At 74.3% G+C, this 14868-nt stretch carries 11 protein-coding genes; 6 read left to right on the top strand and 5 right to left on the bottom strand.

Annotation, left to right across the window (positions count from 1 at the left end):
• The first annotated feature begins 56 nt into the window (after window positions 1–56).
• The gene (locus AQJ64_RS20485) at window positions 57–1073 is read left to right on the top strand and encodes an aspartate-semialdehyde dehydrogenase (RefSeq protein ID WP_055635264.1); all 1017 of its coding nucleotides are present in this window, start codon (window positions 57–59) and stop codon (window positions 1071–1073) included.
• Here the strand turns inward: AQJ64_RS20485 and AQJ64_RS20480 are convergent.
• Window positions 1070–1576, bottom strand: a complete 507-nt coding sequence (locus tag AQJ64_RS20480) for a DUF1203 domain-containing protein (protein WP_206189752.1) — start codon at window positions 1574–1576, stop codon at window positions 1070–1072. The two genes, AQJ64_RS20485 and AQJ64_RS20480, sit on opposite strands and share 4 nt — an antisense overlap.
• A 208-nt stretch (window positions 1577–1784) precedes the next feature.
• On the opposite strand from AQJ64_RS20480, the gene AQJ64_RS20475 reads away from it, so the two are divergent.
• The 3 genes from AQJ64_RS20475 (at window position 1785) to pepN (ending at window position 6881) form a co-directional block, all read left to right on the top strand.
• On the top strand, window positions 1785–1988 hold the full coding sequence (locus AQJ64_RS20475; RefSeq protein ID WP_055635265.1) for a cold-shock protein: 204 nt from the start codon (window positions 1785–1787) through the stop codon (window positions 1986–1988).
• A gap of 88 nt (window positions 1989–2076) precedes the next feature.
• Entirely contained in the window at window positions 2077–3945 is a 1869-nt protein-coding gene (locus AQJ64_RS20470) for a DEAD/DEAH box helicase (RefSeq protein WP_079061797.1), read from the top strand.
• Window positions 3946–4313: 368 nt separating this feature from the next.
• Entirely contained in the window at window positions 4314–6881 is a 2568-nt protein-coding gene (gene pepN / locus AQJ64_RS20465; protein WP_055635266.1) for an aminopeptidase N, read from the top strand.
• A 79-nt stretch (window positions 6882–6960) separates the two neighbouring features.
• Here pepN and AQJ64_RS20460 read toward each other — a convergent pair whose 3' ends face one another.
• From AQJ64_RS20460 to AQJ64_RS20445, 4 genes are all read right to left on the bottom strand, one after another.
• Entirely contained in the window at window positions 6961–10050 is a 3090-nt protein-coding gene (locus AQJ64_RS20460; RefSeq protein ID WP_244902672.1) for an AfsR/SARP family transcriptional regulator, read from the bottom strand.
• Window positions 10051–10381: 331 nt separating this feature from the next.
• The gene (locus tag AQJ64_RS20455) at window positions 10382–10648 is read right to left on the bottom strand and encodes a hypothetical protein (protein WP_055638255.1); all 267 of its coding nucleotides are present in this window, start codon (window positions 10646–10648) and stop codon (window positions 10382–10384) included.
• Window positions 10649–10708: 60 nt separating this feature from the next.
• On the bottom strand, window positions 10709–12769 hold the full coding sequence (gene malQ / locus AQJ64_RS20450; protein WP_055638254.1) for a 4-alpha-glucanotransferase: 2061 nt from the start codon (window positions 12767–12769) through the stop codon (window positions 10709–10711).
• Complete coding sequence (locus tag AQJ64_RS20445; protein WP_059202841.1) at window positions 12770–13000, bottom strand: hypothetical protein; 231 nt, start codon at window positions 12998–13000, stop codon at window positions 12770–12772.
• A gap of 356 nt (window positions 13001–13356) precedes the next feature.
• Here AQJ64_RS20445 and AQJ64_RS20440 point away from each other — a divergent pair, with 356 nt between their 5' ends.
• Entirely contained in the window at window positions 13357–13944 is a 588-nt protein-coding gene (locus AQJ64_RS20440; RefSeq protein WP_059202840.1) for an RNA polymerase sigma factor, read from the top strand.
• A complete protein-coding gene (locus tag AQJ64_RS20435) occupies window positions 13941–14858 on the top strand; it encodes a zf-HC2 domain-containing protein (protein ID WP_055634315.1) in 918 nt (305 codons plus the stop codon). The genes AQJ64_RS20440 and AQJ64_RS20435 overlap by 4 nt, the downstream gene beginning before the upstream one ends.
• Window positions 14859–14868 lie beyond the last annotated feature (10 nt).

Here is a 14868-nt window from a genome sequence, read left to right as displayed (position 1 = left end):
ATGATGGAAAAGCCACGGCCAGGCAATGCGTACGTAACGAGACAGAGGGAGTCGCCGTGAGGGTCGGAATCGTCGGAGCCACCGGTCAGGTCGGCACGGTCATGCGCAGGATCCTCAAGGAGCGGAACTTCCCGGTCACGGAGCTGCGTCTGTTCGCCTCGGCCCGCTCGGCGGGCACCGAGCTGGACGGCGTCACGGTGGAGGACGCCGCGACGGCCGACTACAGCGGCCTGGACATCGTCCTGTTCTCGGCCGGCGGCGCGACCTCGAAGGCGCTGGCGGAGAAGGTCGCAGCGCAGGGCGCGGTCGTGATCGACAACTCGTCCGCGTGGCGCAAGGACCCCGAGGTCCCCCTGGTCGTCTCCGAGGTGAACCCGCACGCGATCGCGAACCGCCCCAAGGGCATCATCGCCAACCCGAACTGCACCACGATGGCCGCGATGCCGGTCCTGAAGCCGCTGCACCAGGAGGCCGGTCTGGAGGCGCTGGTCGTCGCCACCTACCAGGCGGTGTCCGGCTCGGGCGTCGCGGGCGTCGCGGAGCTGCACGGCCAGGCGCAGAAGGTCGTCGCCGACGCGGACCGGCTCACGCACGACGGCGAGGCGGTCGACTACCCCGCCCCGCAGGTCTACCGGCGCCCGATCGCCTTCAACGTCGTCCCCCTCGCCGGCTCGATCGTCGACGACGGTCTCGGCGAGACCGACGAGGAGCAGAAGCTGCGCAACGAGTCCCGCAAGATCCTGGAGATCCCGGAGCTCAAGGTCGCCGGCACCTGCGTCCGCGTCCCGGTCTTCTCCGGCCACTCCCTCCAGGTCAACGCCCGCTTCGCGCGTCCGCTGTCCGTGGAGCGCGCCACCGAGCTGCTCTCCTCGGCCGAGGGTGTCGTCCTCACCGACATCCCGACGCCCCTCCAGGCGGCCGGCAAGGACCCGTCGTACGTCGGCCGCATCCGCAACGACGAGACCGTGGACCACGGCCTGGCCTTCTTCGTCTCCAACGACAACCTCCGCAAGGGCGCCGCGCTGAACGCCGTGCAGATCGCGGAGCTGGTGGCGGCGGAGCTGAAGGGCTAGCCCCTCCGGACCTCGTAGAGAAAGCACCCGTACTCGACGGCCCTGACGTGGACGAGCGCCACGGCGGGGTCGTCGAACGCGTTCCGGAAGGCGCGGGCGAAGTCACCGTCGGTGACCAGCTCCCCGCCGAGGATGTGCCCCTCGGCGGAGTACCGGCGCACGGTGCGGTGCGCCTCCGTGAACGGCAGCCCGCCACCGGCCGGCCCGGGGCAGCCCCGGCCGTGCACGAAGACGGGGCCCTGCTCGTCGTAGGCCCCGGGCTCGGCCCCGCTGCGGGCCGCCCAGCGGCGCAACGGCGCGTACGACACCAGCGCGATCGTCTCCCCCCGCTCGCTGCGGCGCAGACAGCACCGCAGCGGCGCACCGCCCTCCCGGTCGGCGAAGGCGGCGGCCGGCCGGCCGGCGTCGTCGACGGTGCGCAGCTCCTCGACGACGTCCGGCGCGATGGGCCGTGGGAGGTAGGTGGGCACTGTGGTGCCCGTGTTGCTCGTGGTTTCCGTCATACGTCCCACCCTCGCGCCGTGTCGGCCGTGTCACCGGCGGAATCCGGACGTCGAGCCGCCGAGCTGTGCTACGGTCGTGGTGTTGCAGTTGTGGTACCCATGAACCTATGTGCGCCTGCTGGGAATGTTTCCTTCAGGCGCATTATTTCTTTTCCGGGATCTCCGGATGGGGCCTCTGCTTACAGAATGCCTACTGAAGGAGAAAACGATGGCACAGGGAACCGTGAAGTGGTTCAACTCTGAAAAGGGCTTCGGCTTCATCGCCCAGGACGGCGGCGGCCCCGACGTCTTCGCCCACTACTCGAACATCGCGAGCCAGGGCTTCCGTGAGCTGCAGGAGGGCCAGCGGGTCTCCTTCGACGTCACGCAGGGCCAGAAGGGCCCGCAGGCGGAGAACATCGTCCCCGCCTGATCGCCGGACGCGTATTCCGCTCACCGGGGTCCGCACCATCATGGTGCGGACCCCGGTTTGTGCTGTTTCCAGGAAGGCAGACCCCCGCATGTCCCGCAGACCCCGGAAAACGAACCGGCGTCCCTCGTCACCCCCACCGTCCACAGCGTCACCGAGGGAATTCCGGCTGCCGGAGAGCACGACGCCGGCCCTTCCCGCCGTCGAGGACTTCGCGGCCCTGGACATGCCCTCGGGACTGCTGAAAACCCTCACCGCGCAGGGCGTGACCGCGCCTTTCCCCATCCAGGCCGCCACCCTGCCCAACTCGCTCGCCGGCCGTGACCTGCTGGGGCGGGGACGCACCGGCTCCGGCAAGACCCTCGCGTTCGGGCTGGCGCTGCTGGCCCGCACGGCCGGGCTGCGGGCGGCTCCGAGGGCTCCGCTCGCCCTCGTGCTGGTGCCCACCCGGGAACTCGCCCTCCAGGTGACGGACGCGCTGACGCCCTACGCGACGGCGGTGAACCTACGGCTGGCCACCGTGGTCGGCGGGCTGTCGATCACCAAGCAGGCCGACGCGCTCCGGCGCGGCACCGAGGTGGTCGTGGCGAGCCCCGGCCGGCTCAACGATCTCGTGGAGCGCGGGGACTGCGTCCTCGACCAGGTGCGGATCACGGTGCTGGACGAAGCCGACCAGATGACCGACATGGGCTTCCTGCCGCAGATCACCAAGCTGATCCGGCTGGTGCGGCCCGACGGCCAGCGGTTGCTGTTCTCGGCCACCCTGGACGCCAACATCGACCGCCTCGTGCAGCAGTTCCTGACCGATCCCGTGGTGCACTCCGTGGATCCGTCCGCGGGGGCGGTGACCACGATGGAGCATCACGTCCTCCATCTCCAGGACGAGACCGACAAGAAGGCCGTCACCACGCGCATCGCGGCCCGTGACGGCCGGGTCATCCTCTTCCTCGACACCAAGCGGTCCGCCGACCGGCTCGCCAAGCGGCTGCTGGCCGTGGGCGTACGGGCGGCGGCCCTGCACGGGGGCCGCTCCCAGCCGCAGCGCAACCGCACGCTGGAGCAGTTCAAGAACGGTCAGGTCACCGCGCTGGTGGCGACGAACGTCGCGGCCCGGGGCATACACATCGACGACCTCGACCTCGTCGTGAACGTCGATCCGCCGACCGACCACAAGGACTACCTCCACCGGGGCGGCCGTACGGCCCGTGCCGGCGGCTCCGGCAGCGTGGTCACCCTGGTCCTGCCGGACCAGAAGCGGGACGTCACCCGGCTCCTGTCGGACGCGGGCATCCGCCCCCGGACGGCCCGCGTCACGTCGGGCGACACGGAACTGGCCACCCTCACGGGCGCCCGCGAGCCGTCCGGCGTCGCGGTCACGATCGAACTCCCCCAGCCGGCCGAACCGCCCGCGTCCCGCCCGTCCCGCCGACGGACCGGAACCGGCGCCTCGACCACCCGGACGAGGGGACGCCGGGGCCCGTCCGGCACGGCTACGGCGGACACCGCCGCCCCGGCCGCCACGCGCGGTTCCGCCCGCCGATCGGCATCGGCCGGGCAGACGGGCGCCACCGAGGCGAACGGACGCACCACCGCCCGCCGGGCCACGGCCGACGCGCCGACCGGCAAGGCCGGGCGCGGCTCCGGCGGGGCCTCGGGTGGTGGCACCGCGGGAACGGGCGGTCGTGGCACCGGCCGCCGCACCACCGCCGGTGCGGCCGACGGCACCACCTCCGCCAAGGGCGGACGCGGCTCCGGCGGAGGCACGGCCGGAACAGGCGGACGCGGCTCCGGCGGAGGCACGGCCGGAACAGGCGGACGCGGCTCCGACCGCCGGACCACAGCCGGCGGCACCCGCGGATCGGGCCGCCGGACGGGAAACCGCAGCACTGGAACCACGGGCGGCTCCGCCGCAGCCGCCGGACGCGGCACCGACCGCCGGAACGACCGCCGGGGCGCGTAGGAACGCCGCCCGAACGGCGACTCCCGAGGGGCAGCGGCCGCCTGGCTCGTGGCGCGCGCTGCCCCGCACGGGCCGGGGCCGCTGCCCCGCTGACAGGCCGTACCCCCAGGGCCGGTACCCGTCCGTCACCCCGCCCGGGGCGCTGCCCGGTGCCCGCCCGGGCACGCCCCCGGGGCAGAGGACATGCCTCCGCCATCCAGCGCCCCGGGCACGCTTCTCCTCCCGTCCCGGGGAGCGGACGGACCGTCACCCCGGAAAGGCGCCGGTCGCCCCTCCAACGCGCCGTCGGACCACCCCTAACGTCGTCGCCCCGGGCACCCGACCCGTGGAAGGATGGCGCAACCCACCCATAACGAGGAGATGACCGCGTGCCTGGCACAAACCTGACTCGCGAAGAGGCGCAGCAGCGGGCGAAGCTGCTCACCGTTGACTCGTACGAGATCGATCTCGATCTCTCCGGCGCGCAGGAGGGCGGCACCTACCGGTCCGTGACCACGGTGCGCTTCGATGTCGCCGAAGGCGGTGCGGAGTCCTTCATCGACCTGGTCGCCCCGGCCGTCCACGAGGTCACGCTGAACGGCGATCCGCTGGACGCGGCGGAGGTCTTCAAGGACTCCCGGATCGCGCTGCCGGGCCTGCTGGAAGGCCGTAACGTCCTGCGGGTCGTCGCCGACTGCGCCTACACCAACACCGGCGAGGGCCTGCACCGGTTCGTCGACCCGGTCGACGAGCAGGCGTACCTGTACACGCAGTTCGAGGTGCCGGACGCCCGCCGGGTGTTCGCCTCCTTCGAGCAGCCGGACCTGAAGGCCACCTTCCGGTTCACCGTGAAGGCGCCGACCGGCTGGACCGTCATCTCCAACTCCCCGACGCCCGAGCCCAAGGACGACGTCTGGGCCTTCGAGCCGACGCCCCGGATCTCCAGCTACATCACCGCGCTGATCGTGGGGCCGTACCACTCCGTGCACAGCGTGTACGAGAAGGACGGGCAGTCCGTGCCGCTCGGCATCTACTGCCGGCCCTCCCTCGCCGAGTTCCTCGACTCGGACGCGATCTTCGAGGTGACACGGCAGGGCTTCGACTGGTTCCAGGAGAAGTTCGACTACGCGTACCCGTTCAAGAAGTACGACCAGTTGTTCGTACCGGAGTTCAACGCGGGCGCGATGGAGAACGCGGGCGCGGTCACCATCCGCGACCAGTACGTCTTCCGGTCCAAGGTGACCGACGCGGCGTACGAGGTGCGCGCCGAGACCATCCTGCACGAGCTGGCCCACATGTGGTTCGGCGACCTGGTCACCATGGAGTGGTGGAACGACCTGTGGCTGAACGAGTCGTTCGCCACGTACACCTCCATCGCCTGCCAGGCGTACTACCCCGAGTCCCGGTGGCCGCACTCCTGGACCACCTTCGCCAACTCCATGAAGACGTGGGCCTACCGGCAGGACCAGCTGCCGTCCACCCACCCGATCATGGCCGAGATCCGCGACCTGGACGACGTCCTGGTCAACTTCGACGGCATCACGTACGCCAAGGGCGCGTCCGTGCTGAAGCAGCTCGTCGCCTACGTCGGCATGGACGAGTTCTTCCAGGGCGTCCAGGCGTATTTCAAGGCGCACGCCTTCGGCAACACGCGCCTGTCCGACCTGCTCGGCGCCCTGGAGGAGACCTCCGGCCGTGATCTGAAGGCCTGGTCGAAGGCATGGCTGGAGACGGCCGGCATCAACATCCTGCGCCCGGAGATCGAGACGGACGCGAGCGGTGTCATCACCTCGTTCGCGATCCGCCAGGAGGCCCCGGCGCTCCCCGCGGGCGCCAAGGGGGAGCCCACCCTGCGGCCGCACCGCATCGCCGTCGGTCTGTACGACCTCGACGACGCGAGCGGCAAGCTGGTGCGCGGCGAGCGCCTCGAACTGGACGTCGACGGCGAGCTGACCGCCGTACCGCAGCTGGTCGGCACGCGCCGTCCGGCGGTCGTCCTGCTCAACGACGACGACCTGTCGTACGCCAAGGTCCGGCTCGACGAGCAGTCCCTCGCCTTCGTCACCGAGCACCTCGGCGACTTCGCGTCCTCCCTGCCCCGCGCCCTGTGCTGGGCCTCGGCCTGGGACATGACCCGGGACGCCGAACTGCCCACCCGCGACTACCTGTCCCTGGTGTTGTCCGGCATCGGCAAGGAGTCCGACATCGGCGTGGTGCAGTCGCTGCACCGTCAGGTCAAGCTCGCCATCGACCTGTACGGCGCCCCGGCCACCCGTGAGGCCCTCCTCACCCGCTGGACCGACGCCACGCTGGCCCATCTGCGGACGTCCGCCGCGGGCGGCGACCACCAGCTCGCCTGGGCCCGGGCCTTCGCCGCCACCGCCCGTACGCCGGAGCAGCTCGACCTGCTGGAGGCCCTGCTGGACGGTTCGCAGACCATCGAGGGCCTGGCCGTCGACACCGAACTGCGCTGGGCGTTCGTGGAGCGTCTCGCGGCCGTGGGCCGGTTCGACGAGGCGGAGATCGCCGGCGAGTACGGGCGCGACAAGACCGCCGCCGGTGAGCGGCACGCGGCGACCGCCCGGGCCGCCCGTCCGACGCCGGAGGCCAAGGCGGAGGCCTGGGCGCAGGTCGTGGAGTCCGACAAGCTGCCCAACGCGGTCCAGGAGGCCGTCATCGGCGGGTTTGTCCAGACCGACCAGCGCGAGCTGCTCGCCCCGTACACCGACAAGTACTTCGAGGTGGTCAAGGGCATCTGGGAGTCCCGTTCGCACGAGATCGCCCAGCAGATCGCGATCGGCCTCTACCCGGCGATCCAGGTCTCCCGGGAGACCCTGGCCAAGACGGACGCCTGGCTGTCCTCCGCCGAGCCGAACGCGGCCCTGCGCCGCCTCGTCTCCGAGGCCCGCGCGGGCGTGGACCGCGCGCTGAAGGCCCAGGAGGCGGACGCGCGGTAGCCGTTCGTGCGGTAGCCGTTCGTGCGGTAGCCGTGCGTACGGCGATGAGGGCGCCCGGTGCCGTACCGGGCGCCCTTTTCTACGGCTCCGTATCGGTGAGGGCGGCCAGGGTCGTGCGGAGGGCGGCCGACTCGGGCATGCCCAGGTCGGTGTAGAGGGTCAGGGCCCGCCCGTAGCACGTGACGGCCAGGGGGGTGTCGCCGAGGGCGTGGTGGGCGTCGCCCAGGCCGCTGTGGGCACGGGCCTGCTGGCCGGGATTGCCGATGTCCTCCGCGATGGCGAGGGCGTCGGTGTGAGGGGTGAGGGCGTCGAGGGGACGGCCGGCGGCCCGGGCGGTCTCGCCGAGGCCGTTCAGCGCTCTGGCTTCGCCGTCCCGGTCGCCGTTCTGGCGGTAGAGGGCGAGCGCCTGCCGGTGGCACTCGGCGGCCTGCGCGGGCCGGCCGAGCCGGGTGTGGACGATACCGAGGCTGTGCAGCGCCCCGGCTTCGCCGTACCGGTCGCCGACCTCCCGGAGCAGGATCAGGGCCTGTTCCTGGTGGCGGGCCGCCGAGTCGAGGCGGTCGAGGCGCGCCTCGACCGTGCCGAGGTCGTTGAGCGCGTGGGCCTCCAGATACCGGTTGCCGGTCCGGCGGAGCAGATCCAGGGCCTGCTGGAGCCGCTCGGCGGCCTCCCCGTAGCGGCCCAGCTGGCCCTCGACGGTGGCGAGGTCCTTCAGCACGATCGCCTCGCCCGACCGGTCCCCGGCGTTGCGGTACAGCACCAGAGCCTGTTCGAGGAAGCCGACGGCCGACCGGAAGCGGCCCAGTCGCTCGTCGACGAGTCCGAGGTTGACGAGGGCGCGGGCCTGGCCGGTCGGGTCGTCGGCCTGCCGGAACAGCGCCAGCGCCTCCTGGAGGTGCCGCCTCGCCGGTTCGTGCCGGGCCAGTTGCCAGTGGGCGGTGCCGATGCCGAGCAGCGCGCGGGCCTCGCTCGCCGGATCGCCGATCAGCCGGGCGGCGTCCCGGGCGTGCCCGTGGATGGTGAGGCCGTCGGTGTGCCGGCCGGTGATGAGGTGCCGGTACAGGGTGAGGGAGAGCCGGATGGCGTGGGTGGGCCGGCCGTGGGTGGCGGTGTGGGCGGACATCGCCGTCAGGGTCGCCCGCTCGGCGTTCAGCCAGGCGCGCGCGGCGTCGGGATCGGACAGGTCGGGGGTGGCGGCCTCGGGGGCGGGCGGTCGCAGATGGGCCTCGGCCGGGTGGAGGCAGGTCATGGCGGCGGCCGCGGTGGCGAGGTAGTGGTCGAACAGCCGGTCGAGGGCCGCCTCACGGGCCCGAGGGGTGTCCTCGGCCGTGGCGAGCCGGGTGGCGTAGGCGCGCAGCAGGTCGTGCATGCCGTACCGGCTGCCGTCCACGCGCTGGACCAGATGGGCGCGGGCGAGGACGTCGAGGGCCCGGCGGGCGTCCGCCGTTTCGCTGTCGGTGAGCGCGGCGGCGGCGTGGGCGTCGAGGTCGGGGCCGGGGTGCAGACCGAGCAGCCGGAAGGCGCGGGCCGCGTCCGCCGGGAGCTGCCGCAGCGACCAGGAGAACACCGCGGTGACGGCGGCCCGGGGGTCGCCGTCCGCGTCGAGCAGGTCCAGTCGCCGCTGCTGGTCGGTGAGTTCGGCGACGAGGTCGGCGAGCGGCGTGGCGGGGCGGGCGGCGGCGAGTTCCGCGGCGACCCGCAGCGCGAGCGGCAGCCGGGCGCACTGTGCGGCGAGGGCGTCGACGGCGTCGGGTTCGGCCTCGGCGCGGGGGCCGACGAGCCGGCGCAGCAGGGCGCGGGCGGCGTCGGCGGGCAGCAGATCGAGGTCGAGGCGGTGGGCGCCCTCCCGGGCGACCAGTCCGGCCAGGCTGTCCCGGCTGGTCACCAGGACGGCGCAGGTTCCGGTGCCGGGCAGCAGGGGGCGGACCTGCTCGACGGTGGCGGCGTTGTCCAGGACGATCAGCATCCGCCGGTCGGCGATCTCGCTGCGGTAGCGTGCCGCCCGGTCGTCCGGCTCCAGCGGGACGTCCTGCCCCGGGACCCCGAGCGCGGTGAGGAACCGGACCAGCGCGTCGGCGGCGGTCAGGGGCTGCTCGGGGTCGTAGCCGCGCAGGTTCACATACAGCTGGCCGTCCGGGAAGCGGTCCCGGACCCGGTGCGCCCAGTGCACCGCCAGCGCCGTCTTGCCCACGCCCGCCGTGCCGGACACCGCCGAGACGACCACGGCGGCCGGCCGCTCCGGCGCCGCGACCAGGATCTTGTCCAGCCGGGCCAGTTCCTCGTCACGGCCGGTGAACCCCGCTGCCTCCATGGGGAGTTGCGCGGGGCGGCTGCCGGCCCGTCCGGTGCCGGTGGCGGTGCCGGTGGCGGGCGGTGGGCGGTGGGCGGCCCCTCCGGCGGCCTTGCCGCCCAGGATCGCCTGGTGTGCCTGCCGTGCCTCGGCCCCGGGGGCGGTGCCGAGTTCCTCGGCCAGCCGCTTGCGCAGGGCGGTGTAGCAGGCGAGCGCCTCGGGGGCGCGCCCGGCGGCGTGCAGCGCCCGCATCAGCGCCACGGCGAGCGGCTCGACCAGCGGGTGTTCGGCGACCAGGACGGACAGCGCGTCGACCACCACGAGGTGTCCGCCGACGCGGAGTTCGGCGGCCGCCCAGTCCAGGACGGCGTAGATCCGCTGCTGCGACCAGCTCTCCCGGGTCCGCGCCGCCCAGTCGCCGGGCAGTCCGGCGAGCGGCTCGCCCCGCCACAGCCCCATCGCCTCCCGCAGCGCCGCCACCCGCGCCGCGTCGGATCCGCCGGTCTGCCGGGCCGTCGTGACCAGGCCGCGGAACCGGTGCGCGTCGACCAGGTCCGGCGGGATGTCGAGCCGGTAGCCCCCCGAGCCGCGCGACAGGGGTGGCTGCGAGGGGGCCCCGGCGCCGTCACCGTCGCCGAGGTGCGGAAGCGTCTCCGCGAGAACCCGGCGGATCCGGGCGACATGGGCGTAGAGCGTGGCCCGTACCTGGGCGGGCGGCTCCTCGCCCCAGACCCGGTCGATCAGTGTCTCGGCGGACACCCAGCGGCCCGCGTCCACGAGCAGCGCCGCGAGGAGCGTGCGCCGTTTGGCGGGACCCAGTTCCACCGGCCGGCCCGACACCCATAACTCCACGGGCCCCAGCAGCCGAAATCCCGTCACGCCGTCTCCCCTGCCCCGCTGCCCCGCCCCGCGCCCACCGCGCGTTCCCCACCGGGCGTCACCCAACCACCCGGCCACCTGCGAAGCAAGATTCCCGCAAGCTTCCCGGCCATCTCCCCCCGCCATGGTGTCCCTGTCAACACCGCACCGAGGAGGCGGCCGGCCCTCCCCGGCCCCGCGAAGCAGCAGCGTGCCGTACGGGGGACGGCACGCTGCTGCTCTCTCCCCCCACGCAAAAGGCGCCGCCCCCGTATCCCGGTCGCGTGCGATGCGCGGTCGGTGGGGGGGCGGCGGCCTCAGGTGTGGTGTGGTGCCTAGGGGCGGTGCAGGGTCAGGCCTTGGCCTTGGCCTTGCCCGGCTTGAAGACGCGGTGGTCGGGGTTGGACTTGTCGAGGACCATGACCAGGCCGGTGATGGCAAGGAAGATCACGATCGGGAGCACGACATAGAGGCCCAGCGTCGCGCCGACGCTCAGGCCGGTGCCGGGGTCGTCGCCGTCGTCGCGGGTCAGCGCGAGCGCGGGGGACGACATGAGCAGCATCATCAGCGTCGTACCGGCAGCCAGGGCGCCGGCGCGCAGGGCGTTCTTCTTGTCCACAGAGCAAAAGTAGCGAACGCCTCGCGGGGCCGCGCGCCCGGGGTGCCGTACGGGAGTCCGTCAGTCCCGCGCGGCCTCCCGGAGGACGTCGAAGAGGGTGTGCAGACGGGGTGCGGCTGCCAGGTCCTCCAGGGGCATCGGGCGGCCCCGGCCGTCGGCGATCGGCAGGCGCCAGTTCGGGTACTGGTCCCAGGTGCCCGGCAGGTTCTGCGGGCGGCGGTCGCCCACGCCGTCCGGGAGCCAGACGCCGATCATGCGGGCCGGGGTGCGCAGCAGGAAGCGGTGGAGGGCCTGGATCTCGGCCTCCTCGGAGGAGGGGTCCCCGCCGCCCGCGCTTCCGGAGAGCAGCCCGAGGCGGGTGAGCAGGGCCAGCCACTCCGCCGTGTCGGCGGCGGCCTCCGCGCGCTCCTCCTCGAGGGGCCGGGTGAGCAGGCCGAGGCGGTCGCGCAGTTCGACGTGCTCGCCGGTGAGCCGGGCGGCGGTGGACGGCAGGTCGTGGGTGGTGGCGGTGGCGAGGCAGTCGGCGCGCCAGCGTTGCGGGGGCAGCGGGCGCCCGTCGCCGTCCCAGTCCCGCTCGAACCACAGGACGGACGTCCCGAGCACCCCGCGGGCGCGCAGCGCCTCCCGGACGCCCGGTTCGACGGTGCCCAGGTCCTCGCCGATCACCACCGCGCCCGCCCGCGAGGCCTCCAGCACCAGGACGGCGAGCATGGCCTCGGCGTCGTAGCGGACGTACGTGCCCTCGGTCGGCGCCTCCCCCTGCGGGACCCACCAGAGCCGGAACAGGCCCATGACGTGGTCGATGCGCAGGGCGCCGGCGTACCGGAAGAGGCCGCGCAGGAGGCGGCGGTACGGCGCGTAGCCGGACTCGGCGAGCCGGTCGGGGCGCCACGGCGGCAGGCCCCAGTCCTGGCCGCGCGCGTTGAAGGCGTCCGGCGGGGCGCCGACGGACATCCCGGCGGCGAAGTACTCCTGCTGCGCCCAGGCGTCCGCGCCGGACGGGTGCACCCCGACCGCGAGGTCGTGCACGATCCCGATCCCCATCCCGGCCTCGCGCGCGGTGCGCTGGGCGGCGGTGAGCTGGGTGTCGGTGAGCCAGGCGAGCCGGGAGTGGAAGTCGACACGGTCCATCAGCTCGCGCCGGGCGCGGGCCGTCCCGGCCGAGCGGGGGTCCCTGAGCTCCTCCGGCCAGTGGCTCCACCGCGCCCCGTGCACCTCGGCGAGCGCGCACCAGGTGGCGTGGTCCTCCAGGGCCTGCCCCTGGTCGGCGAGGAAGTCGCAGTAGGCGGCCCGCCGACCGGGCCCGAGCGGCACCGCGGCGACCAGCTCCAGCGCCTGCCGCTTGGCCTCCCACACGGCGTCCCGGTCGATCAGCTCCCCCTTCTCCAGCACGGCCTCCCGCAGCCGCGCCCCGCGCTCCGCCGCGGCGCGGTCCTCGACGTACGCGTACTCGGGCACCTCCTCGACGCGCAGATGCACGGGGTCGGGGAAGCGCCGCGAGGACGGCCGGTACGGCGACGGATCGGTCGGCGCCCCCGGTACGGCCGCGTGCAACGGGTTGACCTGCACGAACCCGGCGCCGAGCACCCGTCCCGCCCAGTCGGCCAGCTCCCCGAGGTCACCGAGGTCGCCCATGCCCCAGGAGCGGCGGGAGAGGAGGGAGTACAGCTGGACGAGGATTCCGTACGAGCGGTGCGGCGGCGTGGGCAGCCGGGGCGGGGCCACGACCAGGTGGACGCGGGCGGTGCGGCCGTCGGGCGTGGTGGCCGTCAGCCGGTGCACCCCGCCCGGCAGCCCTTCGGCGGTGTCGCGGACCTCGCCCCGCTCGGTCTCGACGCGCAGCCGGGTGCCTCCGGGGAGGGCGGCGAGCGCGTCGCACGGGCCGCCGCTCCAGCTCACGACCGTCGGCGGCAGCAGGCGCGCGGCCAGCTCGCGCTCCCGTACGTCGAGGGCGGCCCGCACCGCCTGCGGGGTGTCCGCGTCGACGCCGAGCGCGGCGAGCGCGCGGGTGACGGCGGCGGGCGAGGCGGTGACCGTGCGGTCGGGGGCCGGCCGGTAGGAGGTGGCGACACCGTGCAGCGCGGCGAGCCGGGCGAGTTCCTCGCCGAGGGGTGCGGTCATCTAGGGCCTCGTGGTGTCGGTGTCCACGGCGGCGAGCGGCGGCTCGCTGGTGAGGGGCTCGGCGTCGGGCAACGGGGGCTCACTGGTCAGCGGGGCCTCCGCGCAGGCGCCTTCGGCGCTGAAGGCGCGGAGGCGGGGCTCTTCGAGGGGGTCGGCGGAGGGGTCCGCCGGGCGTTTGGAGGGGGCGGGCGCGATCACGGTGGGCTCCTCGTGGGGTGGGGTATCGGTCATCGCAGGCCTACCCAGCGGGCGCGAGGCCAGACGTCCCGACCGCGTCACACGCGTTCCGTCATTCAGGACTGACACTCCGTGCACCGCGGCACCGCCGCACCGCCGCCCCGCAGCACCGCGCGGAGCCCGGTGCTGCGGGGCCTCCGCTGTCAGAGGGGTACGGCCCGGGATGTGGGCGTATCCCGTCCGGGCGCCGCGGGTCACCGCCCTCGCCCTGTTCTCGTCGTTCTCGTGCACGTCCCGTCCAACTCGTGATCCCCGCGCCGGGACACGGTCGCTCCCGTACGCCCCTCCCCCGCCCGTGAACCGGCCGCGGGACCGTCGTCGATAGACGGGGTGTGAGACTGTTCCGCCCCATGAGGGGCCACGGGGAGAGCGACACGGACGCGGCGTTGCTGCGGGCCGTGGCGGACGGGGACGCGAGGGCGTTGGCCGCGCTGTACGACCGGCACGCCGGGTGGGTGTACGCCCGGCTCGTGCGCCGGTGTGCGGATGCCGAGGTGGCGCGGGAAGTGCTTCAGGACACCTTCGTGACCGTGTGGCGGTCGGCGGCCGCACACCGGGGCGGGGAGGCGGGCGGCTGGCTGTGGACCATCGCCGCCCGGCGGCTCGTCGACACCCGGCGGGCGCAGGAGCGGGCCGGGCGGATCGAGACGGCTCCCCTCGACACCTCCACCAGCTCCGCCGAGGCGCCGTCGGCCGAGGAACGGGTGCTGGCCGGACTGGAGTTCGGTGACGTCGGCACCGCCCTGGACCGGATCTCGCCCGAACTGCGGGAGGTGCTGCGCGCGACCGTCGTCGACGGGCTCACCACCCGGGAGGCGGCCCGGCTGCTCGGTATCCCCGAGGGCACGGTCAAGACCCGCGCCATGCGGGCGCGAGCGGAACTGCGCGCGGCCCTGGCCCAGTTGAGCACCGCACCGGCCTCGGGAGGCCTGGCATGAGCACCGGCCGGACAAAAAACGATCACTGGCACGTGTCCGACGACCTCGCCGCCCGCTACGCCGACGGCACCCTCCCGGAGGCGGACGCATGGTCCCTGGAGAGCCATGTGGAGCGGTGCGGGGGGTGCGCGGCGCGCGTCTCGGGGGCGGTACGGCGGCTGCCGGTGCCGGCCCTGGCCCTCGCGGAGGTCCGGGAGGCCGTGCTGAACGAGACGCGGGCGCGGGAGGCCGTACCGCAGGACGTGCCCGCGCCCGTGCCGCCCGCCCCCCGTGCCCGCCTCTGGTCCTCGTTCCTCGCACGGGCCCTGTGGGCCGCCGGGCCCGCCGTGCGCGGGGGCTGGCTGCCCGCGGTGGTGCTGGTCGCGCTGGGGGCGCTCGGCCTGGCGTACGGCGCGGACGTCGACGGTGTACGGCCCCTGCTGCTCGCCCTCGCGCCGGTGGTGCCCGTGGCCGGGGTCGCCGTGTCCTACGGCCGGTACGCCGATCCGCTGCACGAGATCGCGGCGGCCACCCCCTCCGGGGGGCTGCGGCTGGCGCTGACCCGGACGGCCGCCGTCCTCGGGGTCAGCGTGCCGCTGCTCACCGTGACGGGCCTGCTCCTGCCCGCCTCCGGCGCCCCGGGCGCGGCGGCCTGGCTGCTGCCGGGCCTCGCGCTGACCCTGGCCTCGCTCGCCCTGTCCGGGTACGTCGGCTGCCGTACGGCGACGGCCGTGACCGGCGGCGGATGGCTGGCCGCCGTCCTCGCCCCCGTGCTGGCGTCGCCCGGCGGCACCCCGGTCACCCGGCTCGCCGAGCAGCTCTCGCGCTGTCTGGACGGGGCCCCCGCGCAGGGCGCGTGGGCGGCCGCGGCCGTGCTGTGCGCCGCCGTGCTGGCCGCCCGCCGCGCCGCCTACGACGGGCTGGACCGGCAGTGAGCCGCACCAG

Origin of the sequence: Streptomyces griseoruber, assembly GCF_001514205.1 — a bacterium.
Taxonomy (GTDB): Bacteria; Actinomycetota; Actinomycetes; order Streptomycetales; family Streptomycetaceae; genus Streptomyces; species Streptomyces griseoruber.
The sequence above is the reverse complement of the archived record's forward strand: the minus strand, read 5'-3'. Positions and strand labels throughout refer to the sequence as shown.